Annotated in this window: 17 protein-coding genes, 2 pseudogenes and 1 riboswitch; of the genes and pseudogenes, 12 read left to right on the top strand and 7 right to left on the bottom strand. The window is 53.5% G+C overall.

The genetic code is table 11. The features are described 5' to 3' along the window. Positions 1–58 precede the first annotated feature (58 nt). Entirely contained in the window at positions 59–5896 is a 5838-nt protein-coding gene (locus BLQ41_RS24345; RefSeq protein ID WP_090185497.1) for a DUF3320 domain-containing protein, read from the top strand. 164 nt (positions 5897–6060) lie between these two features. Here the strand turns inward: BLQ41_RS24345 and BLQ41_RS24340 are convergent, their stop codons facing one another. Both BLQ41_RS24340 and BLQ41_RS24335 read right to left on the bottom strand, forming a co-directional pair. Then, positions 6061–6489, bottom strand: coding sequence for a hypothetical protein (locus BLQ41_RS24340; RefSeq protein ID WP_090185495.1), 429 nt, complete (start codon positions 6487–6489; stop codon positions 6061–6063). Between the two features lie 51 nt (positions 6490–6540). Then, entirely contained in the window at positions 6541–7038 is a 498-nt protein-coding gene (locus tag BLQ41_RS24335; RefSeq protein ID WP_090185491.1) for a GNAT family N-acetyltransferase, read from the bottom strand. 331 nt (positions 7039–7369) lie between these two features. Here BLQ41_RS24335 and BLQ41_RS24330 point away from each other — a divergent pair. From BLQ41_RS24330 to gmtX, 5 genes and pseudogenes are all read left to right on the top strand, one after another. Next, positions 7370–7945: pseudogene (locus BLQ41_RS24330) on the top strand (DNA/RNA non-specific endonuclease); the annotation flags it as partial. Between the two features lie 159 nt (positions 7946–8104). Continuing rightward, positions 8105–8836, top strand: coding sequence for a DNA/RNA non-specific endonuclease (locus BLQ41_RS24325; RefSeq protein ID WP_090185488.1), 732 nt, complete (start codon positions 8105–8107; stop codon positions 8834–8836). 10 nt (positions 8837–8846) lie between these two features. Beyond that, a complete protein-coding gene (gene gmtY / locus BLQ41_RS24320; RefSeq protein WP_090185486.1) occupies positions 8847–10271 on the top strand; it encodes a gamma-mobile-trio recombinase GmtY in 1425 nt (474 codons plus the stop codon). A gap of 17 nt (positions 10272–10288) precedes the next feature. Further along, complete coding sequence (gene gmtZ, locus BLQ41_RS24315) at positions 10289–13318, top strand: gamma-mobile-trio integrase GmtZ (protein WP_167360504.1); 3030 nt, start codon at positions 10289–10291, stop codon at positions 13316–13318. Then, on the top strand, positions 13315–13989 hold the full coding sequence (gene gmtX, locus BLQ41_RS24310) for a gamma-mobile-trio protein GmtX (RefSeq protein WP_090185481.1): 675 nt from the start codon (positions 13315–13317) through the stop codon (positions 13987–13989). The genes gmtZ and gmtX overlap by 4 nt, the downstream gene beginning before the upstream one ends. Positions 13990–14081: 92 nt before the next feature. Here the strand turns inward: gmtX and BLQ41_RS24305 are convergent, their stop codons facing one another. Beyond that, positions 14082–14306 carry a helix-turn-helix domain-containing protein gene (locus BLQ41_RS24305; RefSeq protein WP_090185479.1) on the bottom strand — a complete coding sequence of 75 codons (225 nt, stop codon included), beginning with the start codon at positions 14304–14306 and terminating at the stop codon, positions 14082–14084. A 109-nt stretch (positions 14307–14415) separates the two neighbouring features. Here BLQ41_RS24305 and BLQ41_RS24300 point away from each other — a divergent pair, with 109 nt between their 5' ends. Then, entirely contained in the window at positions 14416–15006 is a 591-nt protein-coding gene (locus tag BLQ41_RS24300; RefSeq protein WP_090185476.1) for a hypothetical protein, read from the top strand. Further along, complete coding sequence (locus BLQ41_RS24295; RefSeq protein ID WP_090185474.1) at positions 15003–16397, top strand: DEAD/DEAH box helicase; 1395 nt, start codon at positions 15003–15005, stop codon at positions 16395–16397. The genes BLQ41_RS24300 and BLQ41_RS24295 overlap by 4 nt, the downstream gene beginning before the upstream one ends. Before the next feature lie 325 nt (positions 16398–16722). On the opposite strand, the gene BLQ41_RS31060 is transcribed toward BLQ41_RS24295, so the two are convergent. From BLQ41_RS31060 to BLQ41_RS24270, 4 genes and pseudogenes are all read right to left on the bottom strand, one after another. Continuing rightward, positions 16723–16974 carry a hypothetical protein gene (locus tag BLQ41_RS31060; RefSeq protein ID WP_090185472.1) on the bottom strand — a complete coding sequence of 84 codons (252 nt, stop codon included), beginning with the start codon at positions 16972–16974 and terminating at the stop codon, positions 16723–16725. A 63-nt stretch (positions 16975–17037) separates the two neighbouring features. Next, the gene (locus BLQ41_RS24280) at positions 17038–17274 is read right to left on the bottom strand and encodes a thioredoxin family protein (RefSeq protein WP_017337836.1); all 237 of its coding nucleotides are present in this window, start codon (positions 17272–17274) and stop codon (positions 17038–17040) included. A 19-nt stretch (positions 17275–17293) separates the two neighbouring features. Further along, on the bottom strand, positions 17294–18331 hold the full coding sequence (locus BLQ41_RS24275) for a permease (RefSeq protein WP_090185469.1): 1038 nt from the start codon (positions 18329–18331) through the stop codon (positions 17294–17296). A 26-nt stretch (positions 18332–18357) separates the two neighbouring features. Beyond that, positions 18358–19438: pseudogene (locus BLQ41_RS24270) on the bottom strand (ArsO family NAD(P)H-dependent flavin-containing monooxygenase). A 159-nt stretch (positions 19439–19597) separates the two neighbouring features. After that, positions 19598–19660: riboswitch (Fluoride riboswitch) on the top strand. Between the two features lie 142 nt (positions 19661–19802). Between BLQ41_RS24270 and crcB the strand changes: the two are divergent. The 4 genes from crcB to BLQ41_RS24250 all read left to right on the top strand — a co-directional run bounded on the left by crcB (position 19803) and on the right by BLQ41_RS24250 (position 24276). Beyond that, positions 19803–20186: a fluoride efflux transporter CrcB gene (gene crcB / locus BLQ41_RS24265; protein ID WP_090185466.1), complete on the top strand. Its 384-nt coding sequence runs from the start codon at positions 19803–19805 to the stop codon at positions 20184–20186. Between the two features lie 10 nt (positions 20187–20196). Beyond that, positions 20197–20520, top strand: coding sequence for a DUF190 domain-containing protein (locus BLQ41_RS24260; protein WP_090185463.1), 324 nt, complete (start codon positions 20197–20199; stop codon positions 20518–20520). Between the two features lie 346 nt (positions 20521–20866). After that, the gene (locus BLQ41_RS24255) at positions 20867–23383 is read left to right on the top strand and encodes a plasma-membrane proton-efflux P-type ATPase (protein WP_090185461.1); all 2517 of its coding nucleotides are present in this window, start codon (positions 20867–20869) and stop codon (positions 23381–23383) included. Continuing rightward, entirely contained in the window at positions 23380–24276 is an 897-nt protein-coding gene (locus BLQ41_RS24250; RefSeq protein ID WP_090185458.1) for an ADP-polyphosphate phosphotransferase, read from the top strand. Before BLQ41_RS24255 ends, BLQ41_RS24250 begins: the two co-directional genes overlap by 4 nt. The last annotated feature ends 58 nt before the right edge of the window (positions 24277–24334 follow it).

Below are 24334 nucleotides of genomic sequence, written 5' to 3'. Positions count from 1 at the left end.
GGGGCTTTTTTAGCTGCCTCTTTATGAGGCAAGCACTGGTAGCTTCGGGAGCCCGTGGATGAACATCAAGATTGAGGCGCTGATCGCTCGTAAGATCGGCTTCGCTTCCCACCAGAACGCCATTCCGCTTGTACGAGAATTGAGCATTTGGAACCAGGAAGAAACAAATCTTGAAAATCTGATACTGACTTTAAGCACCGACCCGGATTTCGTTGAAAGCCGGTCTTGGCATATTGACCGGATTCATGCGGGTGATCGCCTTAGCATTTCTGAGCGCGACATCAAGTTCAACGCTGGCTATCTGTCCGGGCTGAGTGAAAGCCTGAGTGCCGATGTGGTATTGCGCTTGTCCCAAGGCGAGAACCTACTCGTCGAGCAGCGCTTTCCCACTGAACTGCTTTCTCGCACTGAATGGGGTGGTTTGAGCGCCATGCCGGAGTTGCTGGCAGCTTTCTGCATGCCCAATGACCCTTCGGTAGACCGAGTGCTCAAAGCCGCTTCTCAAGTCTTGCGGCGAGCAGGAAAGAAAGACGGCATCGATGGCTATGAAAGCAAGTCACGCACCCGCACATGGGAGCTTGCCTCAGCCATTTGGTCTGGGGTGTGCAGCTTTCAGTTGAGCTATGCATTGCCTCCAGCCAGTTTTGAGCAACAGGGCCAGAAGATCAGGGCGCCAAGCGTCATTCTGGAAAACGGCGTGGCGACCTGTCTGGATATGGCATTGCTGTTCGCTGCGGCTTTGGAGCAGGCTGGATTGAATGCCCTGCTTATCATGACAAAGGGGCACGCGTTTGCAGGCGTTTGGTTGCAGCCTCAAGAGTTTTCCCAACTGTTGACTGACGAAGCTTCGGCAGTACGCAAGCGCTTGGATCTGAAGGAGATGGTGGTTTTCGAGACCACCTTGGCGACCCAATCGCCGGCACCGAATTTTAGCCAAGCGGTCGCAGCTGCGCAGCGGCAACTCGATGATGAGCAGTTCATCATGGCAATCGATTTGCACCGTGCTCGGATGCAGAAGATCCGCCCAATGGCGCTGGTGTCAGCAGTCAATGCATCCGATCTGACAGACGATGCTCCGCCAGCCGCTGAAAGCTTGGAAGAAGCCCCAGTACTGCCAGGGTTCGATGTCGAAATCAACGAGGGTAACGAAGGTCCTGCCGGTAAATTAACGCTCTGGCAACGCAAACTCCTCGATCTGACTACTCGCAACCGTCTACTGCATTTGCCAGACAGCGCTAAAGGCGTGCGTCTTCTCTGCCCGGATCCTGCAGCGCTTGAAGACCTTCTTTCGAGTGGCAAGCGCATTCGAGTGGTGCCGGTACCTGACCTGAATAGCGGCGGCCGTGATGTGGCCGTGTACGAGCAGCAGAACAATGAAAGTCTGGTAGACGAAGTCGCCCGTCAAGCGCTCGCGCGGGGTGAAGTGCTCGCCAGCCTGGAGAAGATCAAGCTTGAAGCAACCTTGATTGATCTATTCCGAAAGGCGCGCAGTGATCTGGAGGAGGGCGGGGCAAACACGCTGTTTTTGGCAATCGGCTTTCTTAAATGGAAGAAAAGCGCCGAAGACCCGAAAACCTACTCCGCACCACTGATTTTGCTGCCGGTGAAACTTGAGCGCAAAAGTGCCTTGTCTGGGGTGACGCTGACGTTGCTCGACGAGGAGCCGCGTTTCAACCTGACGCTACTTGAATTGCTGCGTCATGATTTTGAGTTGGTGATACCCGGGCTCGATGGCGAGCTACCAAGTGATGAAAGTGGCATCGATGTGATCGGCATCTGGAACATGGTGCGGCGAGCGGTACGCGATGTGCCCGGATTTGAGGTGAGTACCGAACTGGTTTTGGGCACTTTCTCATTTGCCAAATATTTGATGTGGAAGGACTTGAATGCCAACGGGGCACAGCTGCTGCAAAGCCCATTGGTCAAGCATTTGTTGGAGCCTAAGGAAGCAGGAGAAGGCTTCTCTGGCTCGGACGAGTTTCCCAGGCCTGAGCGCCTGGACTCATCAGTAACGCCTGCTCAGCTTTTCGCGCCATTGCCAGCGGACTCTTCGCAGTTAGCTGCCGTGGTGGCTTCGGCTGGCACTCATAGTTTCGTAATGGATGGACCTCCGGGAACCGGTAAGTCGCAGACCATTGCCAACATGATTGCTCATAACCTTGCTCTAGGCCGTCGCGTTTTGTTCGTGGCAGAGAAGCGTGCTGCCCTTGACGTGGTTTATCGTCGATTAGCGGAGAAGGGGTTAGGCGAGTTCTGCCTGGAGTTGCACTCAAACAAAGCGTCCAAAGTTGAAGTGCTCAAGCAGTTGGATCGCGCATGGGATGTGAGTGACGCGTTGAGCGCCGAAGATTGGGAGCGTGAAGCTGCTCGACTACAAACGCTGCGGTCGCGACTTAACCAGTTGGTCGAGGTCCTGCATCGACGCTGGAGCAACGGTCTTTCCCTGCATCAGGCGATTGGTCGCGTCGTTCGTGATCACGGTCCTCAGACGCCGAGACTGGCTTGGCCACCAGGCAAGGAACACGATGCTGCCGAATATGGCGAGTTGCTTGATCTCGCGCGTCGGCTTGGGCTTAACGGCGTTGCGGCGCGCGACTTTTCAGGCAAGTTTGGCGCTCTGGCACAGACCCAATGGTCGAACGCCTGGCAGGCACAAATTGCAAGCGCCTCGCGTGAGTTGCCACAGGCCCTTGACGCGCTAAATACTGCAAGTGAGAGGCTTCTTGGCCTGACGCACTTGGCGTTGCCTGTGGCTGAAGCCACACAGGTACAGCAGCTTCACGATTTGACGAGCCTGATCGTGGAATCCTGCGGGATGAACCTTTCATTCGCATTTGCTCCCGATGTTGTCACGCGTATCGAAGCAGCCCGGCGTGCTTGTCAGTTGCTAGAGAGCTATCGGGAGTTGGAAGAAAGCCTGTCACTGGATTATGCCGATGAAGCTTGCCGTCGCATCCCTCTTGAGGCAATGCAAAGCGAATGGCGAGAGGCCGAGGGCAAGTTCTGGTTCCTGGCTACTTTCGCCAAGAAAAAGGTTGCGAAAAAACTAGCCTCTTTAGGGGGCGCGGCGGGCCTTCCGGACACGCTGGGTGACCTCGCAATTTTCGAGCGCCTGCATTCGCAGTTAACGGAGTTGGACGCGTTGGCAAGTGACATGCAGTCGATCCCTGGCTGGCAAGGTCTGACCAGCGACACCGCCCGTACATTGCGAGCTATCACTCTGGCTGAAACCCTGCGCGGGCTCCTGAGTAGCTTGGCCGAATCACCCGACCACTTGGTTTCATTGCGCGGCGCAGTCGCGCGTCTAGTCATCGATGCGAATGAGATGTTGGCGCCAGGTGGGCAAATCAGCGCAGCGTTATCGGCATTGCAACAGGCGTTGTCTCGCTATAACGAAGCAGCTCGGCTATTCGCTGGATTGGCTGCAACGGACACAGACGCGAATCCGAGCGTTGCAGCCTTGCGGGCTACTTCACTTTCTATCCAGCAGCAGGAAGAACAACTCAAGGCCTGGTGCGACTGGTGTCGAGTACGCAAGCAGGCTGGTGAAGCCGGCTTGGCAAGCCTCGCCCAAGCGTTGGAAGCAGGAAGCCTGATTCCGTCTGCAAGCGAGCAAACTTTTGTCACGGCCTATGCCCATTGGTTTGCGACACAGGGCATCGACAGCGAGCCCCTTCTGAGGAATTTTGTCGCTGCCGAGCACATGAGTGACATTGGAGCTTTCGTTCGCCTGGACGACGAACTGGCGAAACTGACGGTGCGTTATATCCGGGCGAAACTATGTGGCCTGATCCCTTCCAAGAATGACATACCCAAGAGCAGCGGCTTCGCCATTCTCAAGCATGAATTGCAGAAGTCCCGTAGACACAAACCAGTCCGGCAGCTGGCGATTGAGATGGGGGATGCGCTGAATCGCCTCGCACCGTGCATGCTCATGAGCCCACTGTCGATTGCGCAGTTCTTGCCTGCCGATCAGCCCCCATTCGATCTGGTCATCTTCGACGAGGCTTCGCAGATTGCTCCATGGGATGCAATCGGTTCGATAGCTCGGGGCAAGCAAGTTGTTATCGCCGGTGACCCTCGCCAGATGCCGCCTACGAACTTCTTCAGCCGTGGCCCTAATGCTGGCGACGACGACACAGCAGAAGACATGGAGAGCATCCTGGACGAATGCTTGGGAGCAGGGGTGCCGAGCCACAGTTTGAGTTGGCACTACCGTAGTCGCCATGAAAGCCTGATCGCGTTCTCCAACCATCGTTACTACGATAGTAATTTGATTACCTTCCCGGCAGCCGAAACTCGCGCAAGTGCTGTTGAGTGGCGCAGGGTTGAGGGCGTGTATGCGAAAGGAAAAGGGCGTTACAACCAAGCTGAGGCTGAAGCCATCGTCAGTGAGACCGTCAAACGCCTTACTGATCCTGCGTTCGTCGCTGCGGGTCATTCGATCGGTATCATTACGCTCAACTCTGATCAGCAAAAGCTGATCAACGACTTGCTCGATACCGCCCGTAAGCAATACCCACAAATCGAGCCCTTCTTTCAGGACACCCAGACCGAGCCCGTGGTTGTCAAAAACCTGGAAACGGTCCAGGGCGATGAGCGAGACCTGATTATGCTCGGGATAGGGTATGGCCCAACCGAGCCGGGTGCGCAGGTTATGTCGATGAACTTCGGTCCTCTCAACAAGGACGGTGGATGGCGCAGGCTAAACGTCGCCATCACACGGTCACGTCGAGAGATGTTGGTATTCACATCGTTCGACCCGTCGATGATCGACCTTAACCGGACCAATGCTCGCGCGGTCCGGGATTTGAAGCACTTCATAGAGTTTGCTCAGCGTGGCCCTAAAGCTTTAGCAGAAGCGGTACATGGCTCGGTTGGTGGATATGACTCACCGTTCGAAGAAGCTGTTGCTCAAGGGCTACGGCGACTCGGCTGGCAGGTAGTCCCGCAGATCGGCGTGTCGCGTTTCCGTATCGATCTGGGGATTGTTCACCCTGATCGTCCGGGTGACTATTTGGCGGGTGTCGAGTGTGATGGCGCGACTTATCACAGTGCCGCCACTGCTCGTGATCGCGACAAAGTACGAGGCGCGATTCTCAGTGGCTTGGGATGGAACCTGGTGCGACTTTGGTCCACGGAATGGTGGGTCGACAAGGAAGGCGCCTTGCAGAAGCTGCACATAGCTCTGAACGACCTTCTAGCTCAATCCCGAGTAGAGGCAGTTGGTAGCCAAGTGACCGAGGAACCATCGGCCACTCCAATCGTTATCGATTTCTCAACCGACTCCGGCATTAGTGATGAGTTGCCAGAAGCGCCCATTAGCTCCGTGAGTGAATTGCCGTCGGAGATTGCGGACGTTCGTGTTGCTCGCGCTCACAGCGATCAACCTGTTTCTGTGGGGCAGAAGGGTGAATATCGCGTTGCCGATCTTTCTACGCTTGCGCACATGATCCAACCCGAGCAGTTTCACTTACCGCATTACAGTCCAGTGCTCCGTCAGATCATTGAAGCGGTGCTACGCCAGGAAGCGCCAATTCTCGACGCACTCTTGGTCCAGCGAATCGCTCGCGCACACGGCTTCCAACGATCAGGACGGCTTATTCGAGACAGAGTGCTGGAACTGGTCGAGCAGCACCATCACGTCCGACAAGAAGAGTTTGAGGAGGCATTCGTCTGGCACGCCGAGGGCGATGTGATGGAGTGGTCGACATACCGTGTTCCGGCATCGGTCAATGACGCGCGTTCAATCGAGGAGATCGCGGCGCAGGAGTTGCGTATCGCCGCGAGCATTATCGATTCTGGGGACCGGGCCCTTGAGGTTGCCAGGTTATTAGGCGTCAGGCGTCTCACAGGGGTGGCACGTGAACGCATCGAGCGAATACTGAACGTATAGGGTCTGATTGATTCGTCGTGGTGTGGATTCAACCGGTCGATGCAACAGTTTGGCTAAATCGTTCAGCAGGCGTTTCGTGGTTTAGCGTTTTCCGAGGGCGGCTATTTAGCCGCCTTGCCACTTCATTGAGCGTTGCGTGCGGAACTGGCCGAAACTCTTCGGGCTCAACGCCTATCTTCAACGTAGGGACCCAAGTCGAAACCTTGCGAATCCCAGTTGATTTGGTAGATCACTTCCTTCCTCGGCCTGATGTTGGCCGCGACAGTTTTGATGGCGGCACCCGCGCATAATCCAGACTCAGCGAGACCTGTACCGAGCTTCACTTCACCGGCAGGCAAAATGAAAGATGCCTTTTGACCGGGGCCTATCTTCGCGGCGCGCTGACCATCGATGTAGAACACCGCGTCACATCCCGCACCGACAAACCCGTCATCACGGAAAATGGTCAGGCGTCCCGAATCTTCCGCATCTTCGATTTTGATCGCGTACATATCGTTGGCCGGCACTGGCCGTGCTTCCGAAACCAGCATTGGTGATGTTTCGCACCCGCCCAAGGTGAGCAGGAGTGCCGCCGTTGCGATAATCCTTCGCATCATTTTCTCCTGAAAAAGTTGTCTTCACAGCCCAGTGAACAACCCCGCCGTTCACTCAAGCGCTTTACCCACCTTCATTCCCATCTCGAACGCACGCGTCTCAAACCCGAACTCTGTGTACATGCGAGCAGCACGTGTATTGAACGGCCAGACAGACAACCTCAAGTCCTGAGCGTCATGTTCGATGGCCCAGTTTTTAACGAGTTGAATGAGGTTTCGTCCAATACCCTTTCCCCAAAATTGCTCGGCAACACATACCGATCCGATGCGAACAACATTCAGCGGTTGCATCAGCGGACCGGAGCTTGCCGACAGGCTCGCAGTAATGAAGGCTGCGGCCTGATGACCGACATTCGCAATGAATACAACCTGGCCCGGCTTCTCGAAAAGACCCGACCAGTGAGGAAGGTCGCGAGAGAAGTCTTCGGTGGCTGCCGCGTAAATATCGGGGCGGGCGGCGTGGTGCACGGCGTTAAGCAATTGCCCCAGCTCGCACATGCTCAATGCGTCTTCTACCGTTGCGGTTCGGTAAGTAATGGCTTCGTCCATGAGGTGTAACTCTCCTTGAGTGTGTGGAGTTTTGCAGGGTTCCCGGCTTTTGTCTCATGGCTGGGAGAATATTCCAATGGCCGTTCTCTACCGATCACTTCGTCGACGTGAATTGGCGTATAGAATGCAATCGCCGCTCAGCACTAAAGGGATTTATGGTGGTCAATAACCCGCACGATCGTTAGCGGTCGTACTGTTTGGAGCCGACTGGTTCCGTCTGGGTATTTTGATCAAGGACAGTGAAAGCATGCTCACCGCAACATAATCTGCAGCCGTCTCCATCGGCATTCGCCCTACGTTTACTCCTCAATCCCATTCGAAGATCTAAAGCATGCACCTACGCAAAATTGCAGTTGGGCTTTCGGCCCTTGTTTTGCTCTCAACCGGCGTGGAAGCCCGCAGCCTGCTGGATTTCCTCAAGCCGCCCAGCCAGTCTCAGGAACATGCGTCCCGCTCGGGCTCGATCAGCCAGAACGTGGCGCTGGACCTCTATTCAAACAAACAGAAACAGGCGTCGTTCGAGGGCTGTGCAGATCTGTTTCCGGCAGCCAAGCCGATCAACATGGCTACCGTGCCTGCAACCATGAACCCTTTGGCTTTGTGTTCCGACAACTTCGCGGTGCTGTACTCGCAAACCAGCAAGACGCCGCTGGTGGTGGTCGAGCGTCTGACTGCCGCCCAGCTTCAGGATGCAAAAGGGGAGGAGCGCACTAACCAGTTCTATGCGGACCCACGCATTCCCAAGGGTGGGCGGGCAGAGTTGAGCGACTACCGTAGTCAGCATCCGGCCGTGGACCGTGGTCATCAATCTCCGGCAGCCGATGCACCAAGTCCTCATGCGATGGCGCAATCCTTTGCGCTGTCGAACATGGTGCCGCAAGACCCCACCAACAACCGGAAGATCTGGTACTTCACCCCAACTGAATACTCATAGCAGGCCGTATAAGCTCGCCATCTGCCTAAAAATTAGTAGTTTTCTATACGAAAAAGCCTGCATCTCTAGAGTTGTCTGAGCGTTCGTTTTTTTAAATTACCCCAGTAACTATATACTTCTAATGGTCGTTGTATGAAGAAAGTCCTTTTAGCCTTTTTATTGGTTGGTTTGGCAATTGCTCCTTCAGGTGCATATGCGGCATTTGACGCGTGCCGTGATTACTTCCCAGGAAAGGTTGTCCCTCAGGTTGTAAACAAGGCCAAGTTGCGTGACATCTGCTTTGAATCCTTTGCAGTGCTGCATTCAGGAGAGAGCAAGACCCCTGTCTATACGGTAGAGCGACTTAATCGCGCTCGGCTTGCCGATGCCAAGGACGAAGAACGCACAAACAAGTTCTATGAAGACGCACGACTGCCTTCAGCTGAGCGAGCCTCGCTGAACGACTACAAAGGCTCTGGTTATGATCGAGGGCACATGTCACCCGCAGCCGATATGCCCACATCTGGTTCGATGGCCCAAAGTTTTTCCCTGGCCAATATGGTGCCGCAAGCGCCTGAAAATAATAGGGGTGTTTGGGCACGTCGGGTTGAGGCGGCTACCCGCCATTACGTCATGCGTGCTCAAGGCGATGTTTATGTGTTCACTGGCCCGGCTTTTGAGGGACAGGTGACGACCATTGGTCGTGGGCATGTCTGGGTACCTACGCATCTCTTTAAGTTGGTTTATGATCCGAATGCGCAGCGAGCTTGGGCCTACTGGGTTGAAAACAAAGATGATGCCACCGTTACAAAGCCCATCTCCTATCGTGAACTGGTTAATCGCATCGGTATTGAACTCCTGCCAGGTGTTCAGTTGAAGGGATAGCCTCAACAAAATGCGTTCATTACATGGACATTCCCATCTCTGTCTCGTAGTCGCTGATTCAGAGCGGAATGGTAAACTCATCCATCTCATCGTGGCCGGCGGAACTCCCGTTTGGCCACTTTTTCATTATTTCCAGGCCAGAAACCTCGACTTCTCTACCGAGGCAACCTACGCCGAGGCTGCCGGTCTTTTCATAGACTTCCTGGCGGTGAAGGCCTGTGAGTTTGCTAAGGTAGGGGATCGCAGCCGGCTACTTAATTCGTTTGCTAATGCCCTCTTGTATGGAACCATTCAGGATGGCGATGACCCCACAGGTCTCTGGTGGCATTCCAGGACGCAGCAGCGAGTTAATCGATTGGTGGACCTGGTCTGCGAGATAAGTGACTGGCTCCACGAGCGCTACAAGACCACAGCCATTAATCCCTTTCGCCGGCCCGCTTCTGTAGCCGAGCAAATTGCCTTCTGGCGCCGTTGGAATACGTCAAAAGCTGCATCGCTGCTAAACCATACCAAAGGCCGGGAGGCCGCCACCGAAAGCGCTAAGGTGGTGCGGGCTGTTGCCTTGCCAGGGGACGTCCCAATAGTCGCTGATAGCGCGCCGGCATTTCCTGAAGAGTATATTGAGAGCTTGTTGTTTGATGGTTTTGTGCTCAGTGGCGGCCAAGCCAAAAATTCACCCTGGTTACGGTGGAACATCCGGGACATCCTCATAACGATTCTCCTCCATCATGGCGGGCTGCGCGTTAGTGAACCCATGCACCTCTGGGTGGATGATGTTTTTATCGACCCCTCCAATCCCCAAGCTGCTCGGGTTCTGGTCCATCATCCATCCGATGGCATCTATGAACACCCGGACCCTATATCCGGAAGGATCATTTCCAGCACAAGAGCGGACTACCTGCAGCTTAAGTACAACCGGCGACCGTTAACCGAGGCGACAGGGAAAAGACATGCCGGTTGGAAGAATTCCCTGCTGACCCACCGAGCACGCAATGCCTTTGAGGTGTTCTGGTTTCCTCAGTCAATCGGCGAGTTGTTCCTATCGTTGTATCGTATGTATCTTCAACAGGTGCGTCCTTTTTCGCTAAACCATCCTTACCTTTTTGTTACGCAGGACGGAGAGCCCGTTGGCGTGGGAAGCTTCAGTAAAAACCATTCGAGCGCCATTCGACGCATTGGGCTGGATCCGGTGAAAGATTTAGGGACATCCCCCCACGGCCATCGGCACGCCTATGGTCAGAGGCTAGAGAAAGGGGGACTTTCTACGAAGGAAATTCAGGTCGCCATGCACCATGTTTCACCTCTTTCTCAAAAAGTTTACACCCAGCCAAGCGCTGCCGACGTAAGGGAAGCCATCGAGGTCGCTACGCTAAAACTGGCTGCTGCAGGGTTGCCGTTCAATAGTCCAGAGCTACTCCTACCTCCACTTAAATGATGATGCCCAGTGACTCTATGTTCAGAACAGCGCAATCCTATTTGACGGGGCGTACCATCCACGTAAATACCTCTGCCGAATTCGCCGTTCCGCCGACGTTCTCTGTTAAGCAAATTCGCATTTGTGCAGAGTTCATTGAGCAATACATCCGGGACACGTCCAGTAAAATCCGTCACAAACCGGCACTTCAGGAAATTTTGGCAGGTCTATCTAATATTGAAACGCCGGCTCAACTCATTGCGCTTGTGCATAGGCTGCTTTTTTATGTGGGTCAAAAGCCTGATCCGCATGACGTTGTGCACGTCCGCGAAGTGCTTCGCAAACTATGGCACTTTGATTTGTTGGCATGGCCACTGCTGCCGAATGAACAGGCAAGAGCCTTTGTGCTTACAAAAAAGTGGAATTGGGAGCCTGAGCGGCGGGAATTGTTAGATAGCCTAGCTAGCCTAGAAAATCACGAAGACACCGGTAGTATGCGAATTCGTGGTGTGATGAATTTAGTGCTGGCATCGGCGGGTTCCCGCGATATTGGAGATTTCACGCCTGAAGTGGTCGGGGACTACTTTGAACTGGTGCTCGACGTAAGAATGCGATCACGTGTCGTGCTGGATGTCATCTCGCTTCAGTATCAGAAATACGGCTCGACGGTTCTCCATGTCCTGAAAGATTACGGATCATTTGGCCGTATGCCAGTCAGAGCCGATGATAAGTTTCAGTGGGCGCTGGAAAAAGACGTCACATTGGTTGAGTGGGTTTTGCTTGCATCCCAATTCATGGCAACCCTCTCATCGAACCTTACCAAATACCGGACGACGCTCAACTACTTCTTCGATTTTTTAGTGGGACACCCTGAAGTAACCCGTGTTCCAGAACAATATCTGCGCCGAGACTATGCACTAGCGACACCTTTTCAGGCTGCTACTGAAAGCCACGAATCAGTATTGCATGCATTCTTCGAGCATATATTGGAGACGCGTTGCGTCTCCGAAGACGACTACGGGTATAAAGTGCGCCTGCCTGGGTTTCATAACCCGATTGAGGTCAGATCGCGACCAAAACGGCCTGCCGAAACACATCGGGAAGCTATGCCTACTCGCTTTGTACGGATGCTTCACGATATTTTGGTCGCCGATGATTTCGCTTGGGCCCGAAAATTCGGTGAGGCGCGTTGGAACGGTCACGGCGGCGACACCTTTAAGTGGTTTAACCCCGATACCAGACTTTACGAAGATGTGTGGTCTCCGGTTCGCGCCATTGCGCTTTTGGTGAAGTTGCTGTTGCCTGCCCGCACATTTCAGGTTCGTATGCTCGATAGTGGAGAAGCGGATACGCACGAGTATGACCTAGCTTCCAACAGTTGGCTGAAGAATACGGGGCATCTGGCTCCCACCGGTAAAAAAACCGTAGCTAAGGGAGTATTTGCTCGACACCGGGATAACGATGGGCAGGAGTTTGTGTTCCTGCGATTCAACACCAATAAAACAGCAGACCAAAACAAAGATAGCTCTGATGCTGGCTACGTCATGCCCTGGCAGCATCTCGAAGTTATTCGGCTTCTGACAGCCCTGCGAGATTGGCAGAAGAAGTACAACCCTATCAATGTCCCGACGCGGTGGCAGGACATCAAGGATATCGGTATCTCTAAGCGATACTCGGCCGAAGCATTGGCAGCCAAAGGCAGCAATTGCTTCTTGTTCCGAGAGGCTTGTTTGCCACATCGAGACCAACCTGTGAGTGATGTTCGGCTGAATACCCTGTGGCGTAACTTAAATTTGGAGTTAGAGCGCAGATTGGCGGGCGCCGGTGAAACGATGCCGGATGGGTCACCGATTATCCTTGTCGAGAAGACTCAGGTGGGCCGTCCCGTTTATGACTTGCACTCTTTGCGGGTAACCTTGATTACGGCCTTGGCCGAATCTGGGGGCGTTCCTCCTGCGGTACTCATGAAAGTTGTGGGCCACGCAAGCGTAATAATGACTCTTTATTACATGAAGCTTTCGCCTAACCACATCTGTGAACAACTCAATGAGGCAGAACTTAAGCTGCATAACCGAGAACAAATGGACTGGCAGGCATGGTTGGCCAACCAGACGCGGGAAATTTTGGTTAGCGCAGTGGCACACACTTCATCGTCTGCCCTGGAGGTAATAGCGATCGGCTCTCCAACATCTTGGGTCGTCCGGGACCACGGTATTTGCCCCGTAGGGTGTTCTCGATGTCACGAAGGCGGCGAAGCTATTATCAATTCGAAGGCTTATCAGAAATGGGGCGCTGTACCGGGGGGGGCCACCAATTGTGTACGCTGCCGCTTCTTTATAACTGGTCCGGCATTCTTGCTTGGATTGCAGGCTTACTTTGACAACATTGGCTACAAGTTGAAAGAAGCAAGCGAGCGCTACCAGGCAGCTAAGTCCAAATTTGAGGCGCTGGAGGCAGCCAATGTGGCAAAACACGCCAGTGGGGTCGCTATTGCGAAACAAGAAGTTCATCAGCTCTCGGTTGCTGCCAGTCATTTGGACCAGCGAACCCATGAGGTCGATAATCTGGCTCATTCATGGCATGCAACTTATCGCCTGATTCAACAATGCCTGAACATTATTCGGGCGAGCAAGAAACAACCTACGCAAAGCAACCAACAATATGCGTTGGTCGCTGCCGGAGGGGTGTCCAACGTTGAGGCGGTTTTGGAGCAGACCTCGGAGTTCGAGCAGGTCGACCGTATTTGTCAATCCGCGGTTTTTTTTGAAGGAATCGACTCCACAACGCCCAATTTAAAGCGTATGCGGGCGTTCGATGCCATGCTCAAGCGCAATGGACTTAATCCTGTCTTTGTTGACTTGGATGAGCAGGTGGCGCTGGAGGCAGGCAACCAGATGGCAGCCTTCATGTATGCCAAGTTTGGTCGGGACTCCACTAATGCGCTTATGGCAGGAAAAGAGACATTACGGCGGCTTGGTGTCGAAGCGGAAATGACCCGGCAGCTGGAGAGCCTTGTTCCGTTAAGGCTAACCCCGGAGCCCGTTATTGTTGAAGGTGATGCTGAATGACCACGTTATCTAGTTTGCCTGAAGCTCAATTTGCAGATGCACGGGGTCTGGTCCAAACACTAAAGCATCAAGCTGTTCGTGAGAGCAAGCGCAAGAATTTGGAATTGCTGTGGCAGGTTCTGGAGGGAATGTGGCGGGAGGGTGCCCGAAATTATTTTGTGGCCGAAGTTGGACGTAACCTTGCCAAGGTTGGTGGCCTAAAAACACAGTCTTTACGAAATGAAGGCGGTCAAGACTTCCGACGGGTAATAGAAGCATTTGCAGCCTGCGCTGGGGCTATTGGACGCGCTCAACTGACTCGGGGCCGCTCACAGCTTGATGTTGCTGTGGAGTCCTTGTCTGACCCCGCGGCACGTGCCATGTTCCGTCAGGTTATTGCCGAAAACAAGTTGTATAAAACTCAAAACGACCAGCTCCGCTCTGCTTTTAAGGAGTTATCAATCCGTCCTCCGAATGACACTGTGCAATCTCACGTATCGACACCGATCATGCAGTCGCCCATGCAGCCGTTGACTCGCCGGGAAATTGAATTATTGAAAAGGAACCTGAGTCCAGAGCGATTTGAAGAGAATGGTTGGCAGATTGTGGAGGGGGGCGCGGTTGTCGACGACTCGGGCGTTGTTGTGCTGACGCCCGGGTTCATGGAAATTGTTGCGAAGCTATTTGCTTAGCTAGTCTTTCACTAAAAATGTGAGGCGGCGCAGGGCTTTGGTTAGTTTGCGTACAAAGATATTTGAGGCGTTGAGGGGGGGAATTACCAAGCCTAGATATTGCCAGTCAAGCTGGGTAGTAGAGAAGTTGGCTCGCATTCCAGTGTGCGTGCGATTCGGTACAGCTTCTCCACAGTGATGTTCACCTCTCCACGTTCAATGCGCCCCATATAGCTTCGATCAACCTTGCAACCTAGCGCCAAGGCATCTTGAGAAAGCCCCATGGCCTTCCTCCGAACTCGGATTTTTTCACCCAACGACTTCGCCAGCTGCTGCATAACCGCCTCGACCCACTCGAGACGGCACTATCCTGCGTTTGCGGATAGATCGGCCACGGATTATAATCCGTATTTTCTCTGTTCCGCGTATTCCCCCCTAGGTACCTGCATGAAACCCGATTCATTCACTTTCGACAGGCGGTTGTTTGACCTCCTTCAGCAGGAGGGATATGCGCAATTTACAACCCGTGAATTGCGCGATGCCTATGCCAAACACTTAGAGGGAACGAGCTTTCGTCTCAGCGACGTACGTAGGTATGTGTATGATCAGATCCGCCGAATGCTGCATGTAGGCTGGGTTGTTCAGGACGTCGAGCGCCGCAAGCGAGGGCAGGTTTACCACCTTCAGCCATTCCCTGAACGTCTAAAGTTGGAGTTTGTTGAGCATGGATTCGAAAACAATTTCAACTCTTCGAGTACACCCCGGGAGGAACAAATCAGACAGGCTCGGGACACCGTTCTCGTAAAAGTCGATCCTGATACAACTCAGCATTTGGAATCGCTGCTCAAAGAGACTCGGCTCGACTTTCTATCGGCGATGGGGGAAACGGAGCGCTACAAGCAGCTTCTTGATGAAATGCCGCAACTGAAGGACAGACTGGAGGGTGAGTACCTGGAAGCAAGGGATCGTAGTTCTCGTCTTTTGGGCCACCTCCGGGCCGTTGAGAAAGTACTCAAGACGTTCACCTCAAAGCTATGAGGGCGTCTTTGAGAAATTGGCAGATTCGTTGTCTTGAGATGGCGTTGAATCATTACAACACTACGCCGCATCTTTTTTGCCAAGCGACACCGGGAGCCGGAAAAACTAGGATGGCGGCGGAGTTAGCCCGATCTCTGCTGGAGCAAGACAAGATTGATCTGGTTCTTTGTTTTGCCCCGTCTTGTCAGGTGGTGGAGGGCTTTCAGGCTACCTTCTCTGAAGTGCTCGGCAGACGGTTGGATGGTTTGATGGGAGCTATCGGTGCTGCCTTAACTTATCAAGCATTGGAATATCGGGAAGAAGCGTTCTGGAATCTTTTTGATGACTATCGTGTGTTCGCGGTCTTCGACGAAATTCACCATTGCGCCGGACATGATCCACTACTGGGCAATGTCTGGGGGCAACAGATTCTCCAGAAGATGCAGGATCGTGCGACTTTTACACTGGCGCTGTCTGGTACGCCATGGCGTTCTGATAACAAGGCCATTGCCTTGGCACGTTACTCTTCCCCTGATGGCAGTCTGATCTGTGATTATCGCTATGGATTGAGAGAAGCAATTTCTGATGGCGTTTGTCGCTCACCCCGTATAGTTCTGTTGGATAACCAACAGGTGAAACTTACGGAGGAGCTCGAGCATGACAGTAAGGTCAGGCTGTTTCCAAGCATCGAAAAGCTTTTATGTGAATCTCCGGTCTCCTACGAAGACCTTCTTTACCATGATGACGTCGTTAGCCAGCTACTCAGTTTGGGGTGCGAGAAGCTCAATGAAGTCCGAAAAATCAAACCGGACGCAGCAGGGCTAGTCGTTGCCTCCAATATCCAACATGCCCACCAGGTGGCGTTGGCACTAGAGAACATGGGGGAGAGTTGCCACGTAGTGAACAATAGGACTCCGGATGCCCAGCAGGTGATCAACGAATTCAGAAGAAGTCACTGTCGTTGGATAGTGGCGGTAGGAATGATCAGCGAGGGGACAGATATTCCTCGTTTGCAGGTCTGTTGCCACCTAAGTCGTATTCGCACTGAGTTGCATTACAGGCAAGTATTAGGGCGAGTTCTTCGGCGCACGGGCGAAGTTGACGATCAAGCATGGCTTTTTGCGCCGGCTGAACCAGCGCTCAAACAGTTTTCACAACGTGTTGCTGATGATCTACCTGAGGACTTAGCAGTTTTTAGTCACATCCAAACACCTACGGTTGCTTTCGGTGGGGTGGATGGTTGGGATTTGACGGGCAGTTGTCCTATTGGCGATTTCGGTAGCAGAGCGTCAGGACAGCCCGTGAGTGGTGGTGCGGGAAGTGGTTTGTCGCTAGGAGGGTTTGTATCTGAATCTTCATACCAGGTTAGTTTTTCGCAACATTATCGTATGCAGTTGCTGACCATTTTTTAAACTTCAGCATTGGTGTATGAATCGCCCCCGCATTCGTAGACTCTTCGAATGACTGCTTTTGGCCGATTGTGTTGAAAAAGTCGGTTCTTCCAGACTGTCCGCATACTGACCACTGAAAACGTCTTTTTTGCGCGTAGCTACGCGAAATCTGAGCCCGGAATCCTCTGTTCAAGTAAAGATTTCAATCTCAAGCGTGTACTTTTCTACCGTGGAAACCATTGCCGACTTTTTCAACAGAATCGGCCGATTTCTGCCTGTCGCGACTGGCAGCTATGAGGCGGGAATCGCTCATCAAGGAAGAGCCACGGGGGGGGGTAGATGATGCCTATAACCTCCGTAGTCGCATGATGGCGTCTGTGATGCCTTGAGCGTTTGTGCCCAGCGTTTCCATTGCCGCAATTGCGTTAGCCGCGACACTCCCCAGTCCATTTTCAGAGAGCCACTTTGTCACCTCTTCAATGGCCGCGCTAATGGCGTGCTGGTTATGCAGGAGCAGTGTGAGAGCGTCCGCTGTGGCAACAAGATGAATGTCTGGCTCGGCCAGCGCTGTCTTGCACTCTGGAGCGAGCTGGTGCATCCGCAGTACAACAGGCTAGGCCTCTCACAACCGAGTCTGGTTGGCTGTGCAGGGGCACTTGACTCAAGCGCTAAGCCATTCTTCAACCTTTTCACGGCTCGGGATGCCCCCTGAGTGAACAACCTTTCCATCAATCACGACACTCGGGGTGGACATGACCCCGTAGCCGACGATCTGTTGCATGTCTTCGATTTTTTCCAGCTTAACGGGGACGCCTTTCGCACTCGCCACCTGTTCGATGATGGCTACTGTCGATTTACATTTTGCACAACCGGTGCCCAGCACCTTGATGTCTTTCATAAAAACCTCGGTAGGTGGATTACAACGCGAAGTTGAAGATGTAACCAACGATGAGAATGCCGACGGCGACGACCCCAGTGAAGGTGGCTATCAGGCGAACTTTCAGCACCTTGCGCAATATCACCATCTCCGGAAGCGATAGAGCGATGACACTCATCATAAAGGCCAGCACAGTGCCCAGCGCTGCGCCCTTTGCGAGCAGTGCCTGCACAATGGGGATGATGCCTGCCGCATTGGTATACATGGGGATGCCGATAAGAACCGCGAGTGGAACTGACCACCAGGCTTCCTTGCCCATGAAGCTGGCCATGAAATCCTCAGGTACATACCCGTGAATGCCTGCGCCAATGGCAATGCCAGCAAGGATGTAAGGCCATACTTTTCCGACGATTTCACGCACGCTGCTGAACCCGGCATTTATCCGCTCATAAAGCGGCATACTCGTGTCTGCAGCGGTTGCCTGGATCTTGGGCATATCGCGAACCCAGTCTTCCAGATAGGCTTCCATTTTCAGACGCCCAATGACCCAGCCAGCAACAATCGCAATAAACAACCCCAGGCTGAGGTACAGCAATGCAACTTTCCAGCCGAACAGGCCAAGCAGCAGTGTCAGCGCTACCTCATTCACCATGGGCGCAGAAATGAGGAAAGAGAACGTCACCCCCAGGGGCACTCCAGCTTGAACAAAACCTATAAACAGAGGAACGGCTGAGCACGAGCAAAATGGGGTAAACACACCGAGAGAGGCCGCCATGACATTGGCCGTGCCCTCGCTTCGACCCGCCAACATTGCACGGGTACGTTCAGGCGTGAAGTGGGAGTTGATCATGCCCATCAAGAACACGATGCCGGTCAACAGCATCAGCACTTTGGGCGTGTCGTAGAAAAAAAACTGTAAGGCGCCTCCCAGGTGGCTATTACGATCAACAGGAAGCGCTGCGACCAAAGCCTCTGAAACAGGTATCAGGGCCTCATACAATCCGAACCAGACAAGCGCTGCTACCGCTAAAAACATGCGGGGATTGCGTTCCGGCCAGCGCACGATCATTTCATTCATGTCCTCTACTCCTGGGGGGAGGCGCATTAGGTCGCGGACGGATCGCCAAGATAGGTCGCGATCTCATTGGCTGTGCTGCGTGCTGTGCGTGTTACACCGATCAGCGTGGCGGAAGCCGAACCTGTCCACTCGCCATAGCCCACCAGCCATAGTCTTGGCTCTTGGATCGAGTGAGTGCCTTCGACCTCAACACGACCTTCAGTGTCGATCACCCCCCAGCGTATCCAGATGCTGAAGTGCGGGCCTGAATCCGGTACACCAGATCACCACATCCACTACAGATTCAGATCCATCGGCCCACATCACACCATCGCGAGTGAAGCGTTCAAAGGGGCGCACAGATTTGAGGACGTCACGCTCACGGGCTTCCAGAACTGGCGGCACCATGACAATGTCTCCCAGCCCGCCGACTGGCTGGTCAACGACACGCCCCTCTTGCTGGGCTTTCAAGCGCTGAGTGGCGCGCTCGAACAGTACCCGTCCATCCACTTCGTCAGGCAGAAAGACCGGCTCAGTAGGGGTTACCCAAGTGGTCTCGGCGACCTTGGATACTTCTGCCAAAATCTGCGCTCCTGAATTGCCACCACCCACCACCAAAACCTTCTTGCCAACAAAGGCTTGTGCATCAACATAGTTCGCGGAGTGCAATTGCCGACCGGCGAATAACTCGGCATCAGGGTAATGAGGTATATACGGACTGCTCCAGGTGCCGGTGGCGCTGATGACAACCCTGGCATCCCAATACCTGTCGTCAGAACGTACTCGTAAGCCAATTTCAGTACGCTCCACAGCGGTGACCCGAACCGGACGCTCAACAGGAAACTGATAGCGCTCCTCATATTGGTTGAGGTAGTCGATTACATGATTTCGCGTTGGATACCCCTCCTGCGCAGGAGGCATCATCCAGCCAGGGATCGAACTCCAGGTGGACGGGGAGAATAAACGCAGCGAGTTCCAGCCACGCCGCCAGGCACCACCGGGCTCCTCCTCTGCGTCGAGGATAACGAACGAAAGTTGAGTTCGGCGCAGGAAATACGCTACCGCCAAGGCTGACTGACCCCCACCGATAATCACTACATCTCGTTGGTCGCTGGGCGAAGGAGTCATGGGGAAACCCTTGAGTCGATGTTGGGCGGTAGCCAGTATAGCGACCCAAGTTTGAATCCAACTGATCTAGCTCATATGTTGAGAATGCTGATCGACATTGACTGAATGCTTCAATTCAAGCTTGTTATGGCTTGAATCTCCGGCCGCCGCTGCTTTAGGATGAAAGCAGGAGATGGCATTCCTCCTTATAACCGCCTTTGTGCTGATGATGCCTACGTGAACCCTGGACAGGGTGCGTAGGTGCGTCTCCCTGTTCTCCAATTCAGGACAGGATCGTGACTCAAAATCTCATATCAGCTACCACTCGTAATTTGCGCTTATCAGCACCTCCTCGGTTCTATCAGTCCTGGGGAGACATGCGACCATGCTGAAGTCACTTCTCGTCATAGCTATCGGCGCATCCCTTGGTGCCTGGTTGCGCTGGCTCTTGGGCATGACACTGAACGGACTGTTCCCTACGATTCCGCCAGGCACTGTGGTCGCGAACTTGGTCGGAGGCTACATCATTGGGTTAGCTATCGCTTTCTTGGCCGCGTCCCCCACCTTAAGCCCTGAATGGCGCCTGCTGATCATCACGGGTTTCTGTGGGGGGCTCACCACCTTCTCCACGTTTTCAGCCGAAACAGTTGCCCTGATTCAGGAGGGTAGACTTCTGTGGGCGTTCGGCTCAATTTCATTGCACGTTGTAGGCTCGTTAGCGATGACCGCTGCCGGGCTTTTGTCCTATCAAATGATTGGCACGCGTTAAGGAGATGGTAATGAAAGGCTTTCTGGTGATTTTCTTTACTCAACAGAACCGTCGTTATCAGGGAAAGATGCTTGGCGAGTGGATCGTTGATTTGGCTAAAGAAATGGGGCTGCGCGGTGCGACCTTGTCTACGGCCATTGAGGGCTTTGGACACACAGGGCGGCTGCATTCCTCCCACTTTTTTGAGTTGGCAGATCAGCCTACAGAGATTCGTATGGCTATTACCGAGGATGAATCTGAAAGGTTGTTCAAGAGGTTGGAGGTTGAGGACATCTCTGTGTTTTATATAAAAGCTCCTATCGAGTTGGGCACTGTCGGCAAGAAGGCCAGTTAGCCTGAACCCTTCCTATAATCTGGGAGATGCGAATTTGAGCTATGTGGAATCTCGATTGGTAACTCGATCACCTATGAGTTTTTTACCGTTTTTGAAATCCCTCCAAGCCGTTCTCCAATCTAGTGCGAGGCGGTCAGGTGAGCAACCCGCTCAGGTTTGGAAAGACAATGCAGAGGGACGGGGCTGTGCAACACCGGATTCTGGTTTTGCTATGGAGCGTTTTAAGAAAATCTAAAAACCTTGGTAACGGGCGTATTTTGGGCGAATGTCGCAGACGAATGAGGCCTTACGATCCACCCACCAAAACCAGTGTGACTTGCGTAAACGATAGAGAAGGATATTCAGGATGAGCCCCCTCAAAAATGACTCCGACGCTCGGCCTCCTCCAGTAAACGCAACTGACATCGCCGCTGCAACGGTTCTTCAAACGCTTGCAGCGCTGCATGTTAACCCTGATGTAGGTCTCACGCATGCGCAGGTCGAAACGCAGCGCATGGAGCACGGCTACAACGAAGTAGCGGAGACGAAAGGGCATCCGGCTTTGAGATTCCTGCGAAAATTCTGGGGGATCTCGGCTTGGATGCTCGAACTGATCATGATTTTATCCGCTGTACTGGGAAACTATACTGATCTTGCAGTTGTGGGCTTATTACTGGTTGTCAACGCTGTACTGAGTTTCACTCAGGAACAGCGCGCCGCTGGCGTCGTCAAAGCTCTACAAAAACGCTTACAGGTTAATACCCGAGTGCTGCGCGACTCGAAGTGGCAGGTGATTACCGCCCGAGAACTGGTACCAGGTGACATTATCCGCGTACGCTCAGGTGACATCATTCCAGCAGATGTGAAACTCCTCACCGGCGCGATGAGCCTGGATCAATCGGCGCTAACGGGCGAGTCGAAAGAAACTGATAAAGCACCCGGCGAAGTCCTCTCCTCCGGGTCTATCGTCCGTCGTGGGGAAGGCAACGGCGTGGTGATCCTTACGGGGGCACAAACCTATTTCGGCCGAACCACAGAACTCGTGCAGCAGGCGCATCCGAAACTTCATATCGAAGCGGTCGTGACTAAGATCGTGCGCTGGCTGTTTGTCATTGTTGGTGTGCTACTTGGCGTGGTGCTCACGCTATCGCTGATTCGCGGCGTGCCGCTGCTCGAAATGATCCCTCTCCTGCTTGTCCTACTCATGAGCGCGGTACCTGTAGCTCTTCCCGTTATGTTCACCGTCAGCATGGCTTTCGGGTCGAAGGAACTGGCCCAGCGTGGGGTGCTTGTCACTCGGTTGAGTGCTGCGGAAGACGCCGCGACGATGGACGTCCTTTGCGTGGACAAGACAGGCACAATCACAATGAATCAATTGGCGGTCACGGGAGTGACCCCACTAAAACGCTCGACGGAAGCCGACGTTCTGATCGCGGGCGCGCTAGCGTCACAGGAATCCAACCAGGATCCTATAGATCTTGCCTTTCTCGCCGCAGCTAAAACACATCATGCCTTCGACGGCATTGCCGTTGGAACAACCGTATCCTTCGCTCCATTCGATGCGAAAACTCGGCGGACGGAAGCTGTTATTGAGCAGAATGGTCAGCGGGTGCGCGTAATGAAGGGCGCCGTGCGCACCATCGCCGAAGCTTGTGGACTCCTGCCTCTCGAAATCGAGACGTTGGATGCGCGCGTCAGCGAGTCAGCGGCAAAAGGCTTTCGCACGCTAGCGGTAGCTCGCGGCGCCGAGGATGGCGTCCCTGTACTGATTGGACTCGTGGAGTTGTACGATCCTCCGCGACCGGACGCCAGGCAACTTATCTCAACTCTTAATGAGTTGGGAGTCCAGGTCAAGATGCTGACAGGGGACGCGCTCCCGGTGGCACTCCAGATCGGCGAAGGCGTCGGACTCACCCAGATCCGGCGCGTCGCGGATTTAAAGGCCGCGAGCTCACAAACGGGTGCCGGAGACGACCTTTTCGGCGGTGCTGACGGATTTGCCGAAGTGTACCCGGAAGATAAATATATCGTGGTAAAGCATCTTCAAGCCGCAGGGCACGTAACCGGAATGACGGGCGACGGCGTCAACGACGCTCCAGCTCTCCGTCAAGCCGAAGTTGGAATAGCGGTCAGTACCGCTACCGATGTCGCCAAGAGCGCCGCGAGCGTTGTTTTGACCGAGGCGGGGCTGATCAACATCGTCACGTTGGTCGAGCAGGGACGGACGATTTATCAAAGAATCCTTACATGGATCATCAACAAGATCAGCCGTACGATCCTGAAAGCCGCGTTTGTGGCCATCGCGTTCGTTGTAACAGGTAAGTTCGTGGTCTCCGCCTTCGCGATGCTGCTGCTGGTGTTCTTAACGGACTTCGCGAAAGTTTCCCTCTCCACGGACAATGTTAAGCCATCGAAGAGCCCCGAGACCTGGAACATCGGCGGTTTCATCTGCGTGTCGGTGGTTCTTGGCATCGCGATGGTTGCCGAAACGCTTTTTCTATTGTGGGTCTGTTGGGCCCGATTTGATTTGGCAAGCAACAACGACACTCTCTACACGTTCAGCTTTCTCATGCTCCTCTACTTCGCCATTTTTTCAGTCGTGTCCGCACGAGAGCGCAGCTGGTTTTGGGCTAGCCTACCGAGTAAGACCTTCATGTCAGCTTTAATAGCGGACGCCATTGTGGGAACAGTCCTGACGTTCGTAGGAATTAAGGGGCTCGCTCCTTTGCCCGGATGGCAGATGCTCTCAATATTCGGTTATGCACTGTTCTCCTGTCTAATTCTGAACGACACTTTGAAGGTTGCGATGATCAGATGGCGAGTTCCCAATGCAGCTTCAAGGCAACCAGCAATCGTGCCGGCGGCACCAAAAGGCGGAATATGAAAATCAATTCGGAGGATTTTAAAGTTCGGGAAGGCGACGCGGTCAATCTCCGTAAGTGGCCGACTAAGGTGGAACCCTTCTACAAATCAAAACAGCAATATCGCAAGCTTTTGAGAGCGCATGTTGCGCAATTGAGCGCGCAGCAACAGCTTCTTTACGCGTCCAATCGTTATGCCGTTCTGCTAATTTTCCAGGCGATGGACGCGGCGGGAAAAGATGGTGCCATCAAGCATGTGATGTCGGGGGTTAATCCGCAAGGTTGCCAAGTATTCAGCTTCAAGCATCCCAGCGCGGCTGAATTGGAGCACGACTTTCTCTGGCGAACTACACGTAATTTACCGGAGCGCGGGCGCATTGGCATATTCAACCGATCGTATTATGAGGAGGTATTGATAGCCCGTGTCCATCCTGAGATTCTCCGAAGCGAGGGGCTCCCGGATGCTCTTGAAAACAAGAGTACAGTCTGGCGCGACCGATATCGTTCGATCTCCAATTTGGAGCGACACCTCTCAGGCAACGGAACCCGAGTTGTAAAATTCTTTCTTCATCTCTCGAAAGAAGAGCAACGAAAGCGCTTCCTTGATCGCATCGATAAGCCGGAAAAAAACTGGAAATTTAGTGCTGCCGACATCGAGGAGCGCATGTATTGGAAAGACTACATGCAGGCGTACGAAAAATGTCTTAGTGCAACAAGTACGACCGAGACGCCTTGGTATATTGTGCCTGCTGATGACAAGAAAAATGCCCGACTAATCGTCTCTCAGATTTTTTCAGATGTGCTGGATGGACTGAAAATGTCATATCCAAAGACCAGTGAGGAGCGCCATCGCGAACTGTTGAGTATCCGCAAGCAGCTCCTGAAATGTAAGCGTCCGGCGAACTCACCTAGCTAGCGTAGCAAACTTCCTGATTGGCTAAATCCTACGATTTACTGCTGCACTGGCATGGTGC

The sequence above is a fragment of the Pseudomonas arsenicoxydans genome, from assembly GCF_900103875.1.
GTDB lineage: Bacteria > Pseudomonadota > Gammaproteobacteria > Pseudomonadales > Pseudomonadaceae > Aquipseudomonas > Aquipseudomonas arsenicoxydans.
The sequence above is the reverse complement of the archived record's forward strand: the minus strand, read 5'-3'. Positions and strand labels throughout refer to the sequence as shown.

Bases quoted from the DNA above. Each gene is read 5' to 3' on its own strand.
- BLQ41_RS24345 (WP_090185497.1), top strand. From the start codon at position 59: ATGAACATCAAGATTGAGGCGCTGATCGCTCGTAAGATCGGCTTCGCT.
- BLQ41_RS24340 (WP_090185495.1), bottom strand. From the start codon at position 6,489: ATGCGAAGGATTATCGCAACGGCGGCACTCCTGCTCACCTTGGGCGGG.
- BLQ41_RS24335 (WP_090185491.1), bottom strand. From the start codon at position 7,038: ATGGACGAAGCCATTACTTACCGAACCGCAACGGTAGAAGACGCATTG.
- BLQ41_RS24325 (WP_090185488.1), top strand. From the start codon at position 8,105: ATGAAGAAAGTCCTTTTAGCCTTTTTATTGGTTGGTTTGGCAATTGCT.
- gmtY (WP_090185486.1), top strand. From the start codon at position 8,847: ATGCGTTCATTACATGGACATTCCCATCTCTGTCTCGTAGTCGCTGAT.
- gmtZ (WP_167360504.1), top strand. From the start codon at position 10,289: ATGTTCAGAACAGCGCAATCCTATTTGACGGGGCGTACCATCCACGTA.
- gmtX (WP_090185481.1), top strand. From the start codon at position 13,315: ATGACCACGTTATCTAGTTTGCCTGAAGCTCAATTTGCAGATGCACGG.
- BLQ41_RS24305 (WP_090185479.1), bottom strand. From the start codon at position 14,306: ATGCAGCAGCTGGCGAAGTCGTTGGGTGAAAAAATCCGAGTTCGGAGG.
- BLQ41_RS24300 (WP_090185476.1), top strand. From the start codon at position 14,416: ATGAAACCCGATTCATTCACTTTCGACAGGCGGTTGTTTGACCTCCTT.
- BLQ41_RS24295 (WP_090185474.1), top strand. From the start codon at position 15,003: ATGAGGGCGTCTTTGAGAAATTGGCAGATTCGTTGTCTTGAGATGGCG.
- BLQ41_RS31060 (WP_090185472.1), bottom strand. From the start codon at position 16,974: ATGCACCAGCTCGCTCCAGAGTGCAAGACAGCGCTGGCCGAGCCAGAC.
- BLQ41_RS24280 (WP_017337836.1), bottom strand. From the start codon at position 17,274: ATGAAAGACATCAAGGTGCTGGGCACCGGTTGTGCAAAATGTAAATCG.
- BLQ41_RS24275 (WP_090185469.1), bottom strand. From the start codon at position 18,331: ATGAATGAAATGATCGTGCGCTGGCCGGAACGCAATCCCCGCATGTTT.
- crcB (WP_090185466.1), top strand. From the start codon at position 19,803: ATGCTGAAGTCACTTCTCGTCATAGCTATCGGCGCATCCCTTGGTGCC.
- BLQ41_RS24260 (WP_090185463.1), top strand. From the start codon at position 20,197: ATGAAAGGCTTTCTGGTGATTTTCTTTACTCAACAGAACCGTCGTTAT.
- BLQ41_RS24255 (WP_090185461.1), top strand. From the start codon at position 20,867: ATGAGCCCCCTCAAAAATGACTCCGACGCTCGGCCTCCTCCAGTAAAC.
- BLQ41_RS24250 (WP_090185458.1), top strand. From the start codon at position 23,380: ATGAAAATCAATTCGGAGGATTTTAAAGTTCGGGAAGGCGACGCGGTC.